The sequence below is a fragment of the Actinoplanes sp. NPDC051343 genome (assembly GCF_044455125.1).
Lineage (GTDB): Bacteria > Actinomycetota > Actinomycetes > Mycobacteriales > Micromonosporaceae > Actinoplanes.
In genome coordinates this window covers 49,384-60,445 of record NZ_JBITEL010000027.1, presented here as the reverse complement: position 1 = coordinate 60,445, position 11,062 = coordinate 49,384, and the positions used below count along the sequence as shown (strand labels likewise).

Sequence of the window (11,062 nt, the reverse complement as noted above, 5' to 3'; positions counted from 1 at the left end):
CGGTTTTGTGTTGGGGGGGGGGGGGTTTTTGGGGGGGCGGGGGGGGGGGGGGGCGCGGGGGGTGTTTCGGGCGTCTTACCGGCATTTTTTGGGGGGCCCCGGGGGGGGGGGGCCCCCGGGGGGCCCCCCCACGCCTCAGCATATTGGGGCGAATCGGACACGAGAGGCTGGTATGAAGAGAATTCTGGCGACGACTACCGCGATTGCCCTGGTGGCGATCGGCGCGGTGGCGGGCACCGCCCAGGCCGGTTCCACGCCGACCACAACTTCCACCCCGATCAAGTGGGAGCCCTGCACCGACTCCAACCTGAAGATGCACAAGGCCGAATGCGGCTTCCTGACCGTGCCGATCGACTACCGCCGGCCGAGCGCCGGCACCCTTCAGGTGGCGGTCTCTCGGATCCGGCACACCGTTGGAGAGAAGCAGTACCAGGGCGTCGTGCTGGCCAACCCCGGTGGTCCCGGCGGGGCCGGACTGGGCCTTTCGGTGATCGGGTCGCTGGTGCCCGGCGGTGCCGGGGCAGCGTACGACTGGATCGGCTTCGACCCGCGCGGGGTCGGGGCCAGCAAGCCGTCGCTGAGCTGCGACAGCGACTACGCCGGGTACGACCGGCCGCCCTACGTGCCGACCAGCGCCCAGCGGGAAACCGCCTGGCTGAACAAGGCCCGGGGGTACGCCGCCGCGTGCGCCAAGGCGGGCGGCTCGCTGCTCGGCCACCTGAAGACCGTCGACACCGTCCGCGACATGGACCGCCTCCGGAAGGCCCTCGGCGCCGACAAGATCAACTACTACGGCTTCTCGTACGGCACCTACCTCGGCCAGGTCTACGCCACGATGTATCCCCAGCGGGTGCGCCGGATGGTGCTCGACGGCAACGTCGACCCGACGCGGGTCTGGTACGAATCCAACCTCGACCAGGACTCGGCGTTCAACCGCAACATCAAGATTTACTTCGGCTGGATCGCGAAGTACGACAAGGTCTACCACCTGGGCCGGACCGAGCGGGCGGTCGAGAGGCTGTTCTACGCCGAGCAGGCCAAGCTGATCGCCAAGCCGGCCGGCGGGGTGATCGGCCCGGACGAGCTGACCGACGTGTTCCTGCAGCCCGGCTACTACATCTTCGGCTGGCAGGACGTGGCGAACGCGTTCAGTGCCTGGGTCAACAAGCACGACCCGGCGCCGCTGAAGAAGCTCTACGACACCAACAACCCGCAGAAGCCGGGCGCCGACAACAACTACGCGATCTACCTGGCCGTGCAGTGCACCGACGCGAAGTGGCCGGCCGCGTGGAGCAGGTGGAAGGCCGACAACTGGGCCATGCACCGCCGGGCGCCGTTCGAGACCTGGGCCAACGCCTGGTACAACGCGCCGTGCCGTCAGTGGCCGGCCGCGCCGGGCGTGCCGGTCACCGTGAACGGCGCCAGCGTGCCCCCGATCCTGCTGCTCAGCGAGTCGCTCGACGCGGCGACCCCGTTCAGCGGCAGCCTCGAGGTGCGCAAGCGGTTCCCCCGGGCATCGCTGGTCGAGGGGGTCGGCGGGACGACCCATGCCGGCTCGCTGTTCGGCAACAAGTGTGTGGACGACACGGTCGCGGATTACCTGGCTACGGGCGTACTCCCGAAACGCGTGAAGGGTGACCGTTCCGACAAGCGCTGCACCCCGCTTCCCCAGCCCGACCCGTCCAAGCCGGCCGCGAAGCGGGCGGTGCCCGGGGCGCGTTCAGCCCTGCAGAACGCTCTCGTCGCGAGCTGATCTCCCTGATGACCGCCCCTCGCGCCCGGTGGCGCGGGGGGCGGCTATCTTCGGCAGTTGGTGATCGTGGGAGCGATCATCGACCTGTCCTAGGGGAGGCACGCCGTGCTGCAGTACCGGGCCGAGTTCGACGCGGTCGTCACGTTCACCAACGGCGGGGCCCTGCAGACCCAGGGCTTCCGGGTCGACGTGCCGCACGCCGACGTGACCGAGGCCGAGATCGGTGAGCTGTTCGTGGCCTCGCTCAACCTGCTCCGGGCGGGCCGGGTCGAGCTGGCCAACGTCCGGATCTTCGCCGAGCCGCACCTGGGCACCTACGCCGGGCCCTCCGAGCGGCGGCGCTACGTCGAGCTCAGCCACGTGATCACCAACGGCATGACGACGTACCCGGGTCTGCCCGCCCCCGCGATCTCCTCGCACCTGACCTGGGAAGAGTCCCGCGAGCGGTACGCCGAGGGCACCGAGTTCAGCTTCGACCGGGTGAGCATGCTCGGGCAGACCGGCACGTACCTCGACAGTCCCCGGCACCGATACGTCGGCGGCACCGACCTGTCCGGGATGGAGCTGGAACGCCTGGCCGACCTGCCCGCGGTCGTCGTACGCCAGGTCGGCAACGGCCGCCGGGCGGTCGGGGAAGGTGACCTCGACGGCCTCACCGTGGCCGGCCAGGCGGTTCTGCTGCACACCGGCGGCGACCGGCACTGGGGCACGCCGGAATACGCCGTCGGCAACCCGTTCCTGACCGCGGACGCCGCCGGTTGGCTGGTCGAGCACGGCGCGGCCCTGGTCGGCATCGACTCGATCAACATCGACGACCCGTCGGAGGCGAGCGGCGGCGAGCGCCCGGCCCACACGATCCTGCTGGCGGCCGGCATCCCGATCGTGGAAAACCTGACCAACCTGGCCGAGGTGCCGCCGACCGGGGCCCGGTTCACCGCCGCGCCGCCCCGGATCAGCGGGTTCGGCACGTTCCCGGTCCGGGCGTACGCGACGATGCCCTATTTCGAGCCCCACGACCACACGCGGTCCGCTGGTTGGCAGCCCACCGCATGAGCGAGACCGGCACGGCCATCGCGCTCGCCACCGCGCAGTTCCAGCGCGGTGAGCCGGGCGCGGCGGCCGAGCTGCTCGGACCGGTGCTCGCCGCCGAACCCGACCACCTGCGCGCGCTGGTGCTGATGACACACGCCCAGCTCGCCCTCAAGCGCACCGACCTGGCCATGGCGGCGGCCGACCACGCGGTGCGGGTGGCGCCCGAGTCGGCCGAGGCGCTCGGCGCGCTCAGCCGGGTGCTCACCGCGCTCGACCGGCACGACGAGGCGATCGGCGTGGCGGCGGCAGCGCTGCAGCGCGAACCCGAGAACGCCTACCGGCACAACCGGCTGGCCTGGGCGCTGCTCGGGCACGGCCGGCGCGGTCCCGAGGCCGAGCAGGCGGCGCGGACGGCGGTGCAGCTCGACCCGGAGGAGGCCGACTTCCGCATCACGTACGCGATGGTGATGAAGCAGCTCGACATGACCGACCGGGCCCGGCAGGCGCTGCGCGACGCGCTCGCCCTGGAACCCGGCAACGCGGTGGCTCAGCACGAGCTGGCCACCCTCGACGTGAGCGGGCGCAACCCGTTCGCGCTGGACCGGCTGGCGCGAGGGGTGAGTGGGCTGGCGGGTGCGCTGCGCACCGACCCGCGGCAGCAGGCGAGCCGGTTCATGCTCGACGTGGCGCTGCGCCGGTTCCTGGTCTACACCGCGATCCTGCTGGCCGTGCTGGCGTACGTGGGGTGGCGGGTGAGCGGCTTCTCGATCGTCGGGGCGCGGGTGGTGGCCGGTGTGGCGGCGCTGGCTCCGATCGCGTTCGCGACCTACTTCGTGGCCCGGCTGGACCGCTCGCTCCGCGCGTACCTGAAAGAGGTGGTGACGCAGGGCCGGCAGCGGGTCGCCGCGATCGGTGCCGCACTCTGCCTGGTTCTTCTGCTGACCGCGACCGCCGCGCCGGCCGCCTGGCTGCCGTGGCTGCTCGGCTCGGCCGCGGTGGGCGGCTTCGCGGTGCGGCTGCTGACCGTGTCGGCGTCGAACGCGCATGTCCGCTCGGTCGGGCTGGCCGTGCCGCGCGACCGGCTGAGCGTGATCCTCTGGTGGGTCGTGGTGCTCTGCCTGGTCGCCGCGATCGGGTTCGAGATTGCCGCGACTGAGGACCGGTGGTGGCTCTCGCTGGTCGTGGTCGGTCTGGCGCTCGTGATCGTGGTCTGCCTGTTTGTGATCGTCCGGCGGTTGCGGGCCCGTCGGCGCGCCAAATAGGGGGTCTTTCCGACAAATCACCTCATGGTGCGGAGGGGTTTGCCGAAGATGGGCCTGTGACCTCCCAGCCCGTCCCCTTGCCGACCGACCCGACCGAGTTGGGCATCGCGCGGGCGGCGGCCTACTTCGAGCGATTCGAGCCGGACAAGGCGGCATCCACCCTCGAACCGGTGCTGTCGGCCGATCCGCGCTCGGCGGCGGGCTGGCTGCTGCTCGCCCGCGTCCGGCTGACTCTGGACCAGCCCGAGGCGGCGCTCGACGCGGCCAAACGGGTGATCGAACTGCTGCCCGAGGACCCGCGCCCGCTCGCCACCGCCAGCCGGGCGCTGACCATGCTGGGACGCCACGACGAGGCGATCACGATGGCCTACCGGGCGGTGATCAACGAGCCGGAGAACCCGTTCTGGCACGACCGGGTGGCCTGGGCGCTGCTCGCCGCCGACCGGCATCTGGCCGACGCCGAGCAGGCCGCGCGGACCGCGGTCGGACTCGACCCGAACGAGGCTCACTACTACTTCACGCACGGCGTCGCGCTGGACGCGCTCGGCCACACCGACCAGGCGCGGCAGGCGCTGCTGATCTCGCTGCGGATGGAGCCGGAGAACCCCGTCGCCCAGCACCGGCTGGCCATGCTGGACGGGCCGACCCGCGACGACGCGCCACCGCCGGCGAAGAAGAGGTGGAGCCTGTTCAGGCGGAAGAAGGACTAGCCACGGCCCTCGAACGAGCGCGGATGACCAGCCAGACGAGCCAGCCCGCGCCGATGATGAAGCCGAAGCTGACCAGCCGGTAGAGCACCACGGCGGCGACCGCGAACGAGCTCGGCAGGCCGCCCGCGACCAGGCCCAGGATCAGCGCGCCGTCGACCACGCCGAGGCCGCCCGGCACGATGGGCAGGCTGGCCGCGGCCATGCCGGCGCAGTAGGCGATCACGAGTTTGGTGGCGTTGATGCCGGGCGCCCCGACCGCGACGCAGCACATCCACAGGCAGAGCGCATCGAACAGCCAGTTGAGCAGGGCGAGCACCACGGCGGTGCCGAAGCTGGCCGGGTGCACCCGGATCGCCCGCAGTTGCTCGACGAAGCTGAGCAGCGCGTCCTGGCCGTGCCCGCGCGGGCGCCGGCGCACCCGGTTGACCCCGCCGAGCAGCAGACGGACCGGTTTGTCCAGCCAATGCGGGTGCTCGGCCAGGAGGCGGACGCCGAACGCGATCACGAGCGCGGCCACGCCGTAGCCGACCAGCGAGTGCCAGCCGCCCGAGTTGCGGGTCAGGATGCCCCCGGCCGCGCCGATCACGATCAGGGCGCCGGTCGACAGGACGCCGCTCAACGCGATGCACCAGGAGGCCACTGCGGCCGAGGCGCCGAACCGCCGCAACTGCTGAAAGTTGAAGCTGGTCGAGAAGACCGGGCCGCCGGGCAGGGTCGCGCTCAGCGAGTGGGCCGCGTACGCCGTGGCCACGTGCTTGCGGACGCTGACCTTGGTGCCGGCGCCGCGCAGCAGGGCCCGCTGCATGCGAGCGTAGGTGCCCATCGAGGCGATCTCGGCCGCCACCGCTCCCAGCACCCAACCCCAGCGTGGCGCCCGCAGCTGGGTGAGCGCGCCCGCCAGCGCGTGCCAGCCCAGGATCAGCTCGGCGGAAAGGATCAGGACGACGATGCCGACCACGACCGGACCCCGGCGCCACCACGGCGGGTGGCCGGTCGGGGGCCGGACGGTTTCCTGCACGGCGGCCATCCCATCGATCGTTGCACTCCGCGCTCGCCGCCGCGCGCGGTTTACGGCCGGGCCGGCCAGTGTTTTACGCGTCACTTCCGCCGCCCTCAGTTTTCGCTACGGTGAGCAGGGCATCCGGTCGGTTTCACGACGGAAGGACCTTTCCATGGCACGGCCACGAATCGTCGTCGTCGGCGCCGGCTTCGCCGGTTTCACCGCGGCCCGCAAGCTGTCCAAGCTCTCCCGCGGGAGCGCCGAGATCGTCGTGATCAACCCGACCGACTACTTTCTCTACCTCCCGCTGCTGCCCGAGGTCTCGGCCGGCATCCTCGAGCCCCGCCGGGTCACGGTGTCGCTGACCGCGACGCTTCCGGGCGTACGGATGATCCTCGGTCACGTCGACCAGTTCGACCTCGACGCACGCACCGTGAGCTGGCGCGACCCGGACGGCGGCACCGGCACGCTGGGCTACCACCGGCTGGTGATCGCCGCGGGCAGTGTCAACAAGCTGCTCCCGGTGCCCGGCGTGACGGAATACGCGCACGGCTTCCGTGGCATCCCGGAGGCGCTGTTCCTGCGCGACCACATGACCCGGCAGATCGAGATGGCGGCCACCACCGACGACGAGAAGGAGCGCCGGGCCCGGTGCACGTTCGTGGTGGTCGGCGCGGGCTACACCGGCACCGAGGTGGCGGCCCAGGGGGTGCTCTACACCGAGGCCCTGGTGCGCAACCGGCCCGAGCTGACCGGCCTGCCCCGATGGCTGCTGGTCGACACCGCCGACCGGATCGTGCCGTCGCTCGACGAGCGGCTGGGCGCCGCGTCCGACCGGGTGCTGCGCGAGCGCGGGGTGGAAATCCTCACTCAGACCAGCGTCAAGCAGGCGTCCAAGCACGGTGTGGAGCTGTCGACCGGCGAATACGTGCCGACCTGCTCGCTGATCTGGTGCGTGGGGGTACGGCCCGATCCGCTGGTCGAGGGCATCGGCCTGCCGACCGAGCAGGGCCGCCTGGTGGTCGACGAATACCTGACCGTGCCCGGCCACCCCGACGTCTACGCGATCGGCGACGCGGCGGCGGTGCCCGACCTGACCATGCCGGGCCAGATCACCGGGATGACCGCCCAGCACGCGACCCGGCAGGGCACGACCGCGGCGAAGAACATCGCGGCCTCCTACGGGCATGGGCGCCGGCGGCCCTACAAGCACCACGACCTGGGGTTCGTCGTCGACCTGGGCGGCCTCGACTCGGCCGCCAACCCGCTCGGTGTGCCGCTGAGCGGCATCGTCGCCAAGGCGGTTACCCGCGGTTACCACCTGCTGTCGATGCCCGGCAACCGGGTGCGCGTGGCCGCCGACTGGGCGCTCGACGCGGTGCTGCCGCGCCAGGGCGTCCAGCTCGGACTGGTGCCGGGCGAAGCGGTGCCGCTCGACAGCTCGGCGCCCGAGGCGATGCCGAACACCGGGATGACCCAGGAGAAGCAGACGTCGTAGAGACGCCCGTCTCATTACCAGCTCAGAGGTCATGATCTGACCTCATTCCCTCCTAGCTTTGGGGCCGAAGACATCTGGGGGGAATGACATGTCAGCAACCGCTGAGCAGGTGCCGGTCGTCCACGACGGCGCGGCACCACCCGACCCGCGCCGGTGGGTGGCCCTGGCCGTGATCGCGATCGCGCAGCTCATGGTCGTGCTCGACGCCACCATCGTGAACATCGCGCTGCCCAGCGCCCAGCGGGCGCTGGACATCACCGATGCCAACCGGCAGTGGGTGGTGACCGCCTACACGCTCGCCTTCGGCGGGTTCCTGCTGCTGGGCGGCCGGATCGCCGACTACTGGGGGCGCAAGCGGACCTTCATGGTCGGCGCGGTCGGCTTCGCCGTCGCCTCGGCGGTCGGTGGCTTCGCACAGAACGGCGAGATGCTGTTCGCCGCCCGGGCGTTGCAGGGCGTCTTCGGTGCGCTGCTCGCGCCGGCGTCGCTGGCCCTGCTCACGGTGCTGTTCACCGAGGCCCGCGAGCGGGCCAAGGCGTTCGCTGTCTACGGCGCGATCGCCGGTGGCGGCTCGGCGGTCGGCCTGCTGCTCGGCGGCGTGCTGACCGAGTACGCCAACTGGCGCTGGTGCCTGCTGGTCAACATCCCGGTCGCGATCGTCGCCCTGGCCCTGGCCATTCCGCTGGTGCCGGAGAGCAAGGCGGCGGGCAACACCCGGTACGACGTACCGGGGGCGCTGGTGGTGACGCTGGGCCTGGCCTCGCTGGTCTACGGCTTCACCGAGGCGGCCAAGCCGGACGAGGGCTGGGGTTCGGGCACCACGTGGGCCTTCATCGGCGCCGGCCTGGTGCTGCTGGTGGTCTTCGTGGTGATCCAGCGCCGGGTGCGCAACCCGCTGCTGCCCCTGCGTATCGTGCTCGACCGCAACCGCGGCGGCGCCTACCTGACCTCGATGCTGGTCGGCGCGGGCCTGTTCGGCTCGTTCCTGTTCCTGACGCTCTACCTGCAGAACGTGCTCGGCTACAAGCCGCTCGAGGCGGGCTTCGCGTCACTGCCGGTCACCGTCGGCGTGCTGGTCTCGGCCACGGTGGCCAGCAACCTGATGCCCCGGATCGGCCCCAAGCCGATGATGGTCGCCGGACCGATCCTGGCCGCGGTCGGCATGTTCATCCTCCGCTTCGTCGGCCTGGACACCTCGTTCTGGCTGCACCTGATGCCGGCCCAGGTGCTGCTCGGCCTCGGTCTCGGGTTCACTTTCGTCCCGCTGTCCAGCCTGGCCCTGATCGGGGTGCCGCAGCACGACGCGGGCGCCGCGAGCGCCGCGCTCAACGCCACCCAGCAGGTCGGCGGTTCGCTCGGCACGGCGCTGCTCAACACGATCGCGACGAGCGCGATCGCGGCGTACGCGACGAGCCACCTGCCGAAGAGCCCGCAGGACGCCCCACGGGCCGGCCTGCTGGCCCAGGTCGACGGCTACTCGGCCGCGTTCACCTGGGCGGCCGTTCTCATTCTGCTCGCTACGGTGGTCGCCGCCGTGCTGATCAAGGTGAACAAGGACGATCTTCCGGCGGCTGAATCTGTGCCAATGGCGTAAGGCCGATTACCCCGTAGCGTCATAATTCGGGCATGCGATCCTGGTCGACTGCCCTGTTGCTTGCCGCGGTCGTCGCCATCCCCGCGCCGTCCGCGGCTGCCGGCTCGCCGGCCGACGGCCACCATCGCCACCAGCGTCCGGCGCTGGTGGCGATCCGGCCGGTCCGGCCGGCTCTCGCGACCGGCTCGGCGGTGATGATCGCGCGGTACAACTTCGACAGCCGGCGGTCCGGGACGGTCGCCGACGAGTCCGGGCACGGCCACACACTGCGGGCGGTGGCCGCGCACGGCGGCTCGGTCCGGCAGGTCGTGCACGGGCAGGGAGCGGCGCTCGCCTTCCCACCCGAATGCACGGCCGGGGTCTGCCCCCACGTCGCACTGCGGAGCCCGACCTCGGCCGACCTCAACCCGGGCACCCGGAACATCGCCTACGGGGCCGAGGTGCTGCTGCCGCCCGGGCAGACGAGCAAGGGCGAGAACATCGTGCAGAAGGGCTACTCGCGCACCAGCAGCCAGTGGAAACTGCAGGTCGACGGGGTCGCCGGGCGGCCCAGCTGCGTGCTCGTGGACGACAAACGGCCGACCATCCGCATCGCGTACAGTTCGGTGTCGATCGCCGACGGCCACTGGCACGCACTGCAGTGCCGCCGGGCCGGCACCACGCTGTCGATCTTCGTGGACGGCACGGCCCGGGGCAGCATCGCGGTGCCGTCCAAGCTCTCGGTCACCAACCAGCGCCCGCTGAGTATCGGCGGCAAGGGCGCCTTCGCCGACAACGACCAGTTCAACGGCGCCCTGGACAACGTCTGGGTGCAGATCGGCTGAAAGCTAGGAGTCCGGGTTCAGGCCGGACGCCACGGCCTTCAGGAGTACGGCGTCCGGAGTGTCGCCCGACAACTCCCAGGCGAATGCTCCGCCGAGAGCCTTGCTCCGCGCGTACGTCATCTTGCTTTTGATCGTCTGCGGGGTGTCGTAGGACCACCATTGCGAACCGCAGTGCGCGATCGCGGTGCCGCCGGCCGTGCCGGTCGGCGGGCAGCGCTTGACCAGCAGTTCGTACTCCTCCAGCCCCTGCTCGTACTTGCCGGCCGCCGGGCCGCTCGCGGCCGAACCGACCCCGGCCCCGGTCACGCCGTTCCAGCCCCGGCCGTAGAAGCCGAGGCCGAGCAGCAGCTTGCCGGCCGGAACCCCGAGCGACAGCAGACTGTCGACGGTCGCCTCGGCGTTCGCCTTGGCCTTGGGAGCGCCCGGATAGGTGGTCAGCGGCGAGTGCGGTTCGGTGCGGTGCAGATCGGTCGGGTCGTCGCCGCCCCCGTCGTCGGAGCCGGTCCCGAAGTAGTCGTAGGTCATCGCGCTCAGCCAGTTCGCCGAGCGGGCGGCCGCCGCGTAGTCCGTACGCTTCAGCTTGCCGATGTCGGCCGGAACCGCCGCGGTGATCAGGGCATCCGGCCCGAGCGCGGTGCGCAGTGCGGCGAGCACCCGGCCGAGCGCGCCCGGCCCGCTCTTGTCGCAGACCATGCCACAGGCGTTGGGGTACTCCCAGTCGATGTCGACGCCGTCGAAGAGCCCCCGCCAGCGTGGATCCTGGAGCAGCGTGCGGCACGAAGAGGCGAACGCGGCCGGGTCGCCGGCGGCGTCGTCGAAGCCGTCGGAGTCGTTCCAGCCGCCGAACGACCAGATCAGTCGCAGGTCGGGATGCCGGGCCTTGAGCTTGATCAGCTGACCGAAGTCGCCCTTCACGGCCGCCTTCGGGTCGTCGGCCACGCCGTCGACGCTGTCGGCCGCCGACATCGGCTTCTGGTAGTCGGCCCAGGTGTCGCCGGGCGCGCAGGCACCGCCCTTGACCCGGCCGAACGCGTACACGAGATCGGTCAGTTCGGCCGCCGAGCCGCTCGTCTCGACCTCTTTGACCTGGTAGTCGCGGGCGTAGACGCCCCAGTCGGTGAAGTAGCCGACGACCCGGGCCGTCCTCTTCGCCGGAGTGCGCGTCGGCGTGGGAGCCGGCGCCGGCTTCGCCGGGGCCGTGCAGGCGGCGACGGACAGCAACAGAAGGGCGGCGAGCACAGCACGAAGGCGCACCGACCCGAAGTTAACCCGGCCGACCGGCCGCGCCGTCCCACGAACGGGTGTCATCCGCTGTTCGTGTGCCGGGCGGTTCCATGCGGGTGAGACGTACCTGACGTCCTGGCGCCGCGCATTGGGGCCTGTGCGATC

Annotated in this window: 9 protein-coding genes; 7 read left to right on the top strand and 2 right to left on the bottom strand. The window is 71.4% G+C overall.

The features are described 5' to 3' along the window. The first annotated feature begins 172 nt into the window (after positions 1 to 172). The 4 genes from ACIA5C_RS46985 (at position 173) to ACIA5C_RS46970 (ending at position 4,757) form a co-directional block, all read left to right on the top strand. Complete coding sequence (locus ACIA5C_RS46985) at positions 173 to 1,753, top strand: alpha/beta hydrolase (protein WP_396067590.1); 1,581 nt, start codon at positions 173 to 175, stop codon at positions 1,751 to 1,753. Positions 1,754 to 1,858: 105 nt separating this feature from the next. Beyond that, positions 1,859 to 2,806: a cyclase family protein gene (locus ACIA5C_RS46980; RefSeq protein ID WP_396067588.1), complete on the top strand. Its 948-nt coding sequence runs from the start codon at positions 1,859 to 1,861 to the stop codon at positions 2,804 to 2,806. Further along, entirely contained in the window at positions 2,803 to 4,047 is a 1,245-nt protein-coding gene (locus tag ACIA5C_RS46975) for a tetratricopeptide repeat protein (RefSeq protein ID WP_396067586.1), read from the top strand. The genes ACIA5C_RS46980 and ACIA5C_RS46975 overlap by 4 nt, the downstream gene beginning before the upstream one ends. A 56-nt stretch (positions 4,048 to 4,103) precedes the next feature. Beyond that, a complete protein-coding gene (locus ACIA5C_RS46970; protein WP_396067584.1) occupies positions 4,104 to 4,757 on the top strand; it encodes a tetratricopeptide repeat protein in 654 nt (217 codons plus the stop codon). Here ACIA5C_RS46970 and ACIA5C_RS46965 read toward each other — a convergent pair. Continuing rightward, positions 4,738 to 5,784, bottom strand: a complete 1,047-nt coding sequence (locus tag ACIA5C_RS46965; protein WP_396067582.1) for a YbhN family protein — start codon at positions 5,782 to 5,784, stop codon at positions 4,738 to 4,740. The two genes, ACIA5C_RS46970 and ACIA5C_RS46965, sit on opposite strands and share 20 nt — an antisense overlap. Positions 5,785 to 5,929: 145 nt before the next feature. On the opposite strand from ACIA5C_RS46965, the gene ACIA5C_RS46960 reads away from it, so the two are divergent. The 3 genes from ACIA5C_RS46960 (at position 5,930) to ACIA5C_RS46950 (ending at position 9,673) form a co-directional block, all read left to right on the top strand. Beyond that, positions 5,930 to 7,255 (top strand): NAD(P)/FAD-dependent oxidoreductase, encoded by a 1,326-nt coding sequence (locus ACIA5C_RS46960; protein WP_396067580.1) that lies wholly within the window; start codon positions 5,930 to 5,932, stop codon positions 7,253 to 7,255. An 88-nt stretch (positions 7,256 to 7,343) separates the two neighbouring features. Then, on the top strand, positions 7,344 to 8,849 hold the full coding sequence (locus tag ACIA5C_RS46955; protein WP_396067578.1) for an MFS transporter: 1,506 nt from the start codon (positions 7,344 to 7,346) through the stop codon (positions 8,847 to 8,849). A gap of 32 nt (positions 8,850 to 8,881) precedes the next feature. After that, positions 8,882 to 9,673 carry a LamG-like jellyroll fold domain-containing protein gene (locus tag ACIA5C_RS46950; RefSeq protein ID WP_396067576.1) on the top strand — a complete coding sequence of 264 codons (792 nt, stop codon included), beginning with the start codon at positions 8,882 to 8,884 and terminating at the stop codon, positions 9,671 to 9,673. Between the two features lie 3 nt (positions 9,674 to 9,676). On the opposite strand, the gene ACIA5C_RS46945 is transcribed toward ACIA5C_RS46950, so the two are convergent. Then, positions 9,677 to 10,927 carry a glycoside hydrolase family 18 protein gene (locus tag ACIA5C_RS46945; RefSeq protein WP_396067574.1) on the bottom strand — a complete coding sequence of 417 codons (1,251 nt, stop codon included), beginning with the start codon at positions 10,925 to 10,927 and terminating at the stop codon, positions 9,677 to 9,679. Positions 10,928 to 11,062: the final 135 nt, after the last annotated feature.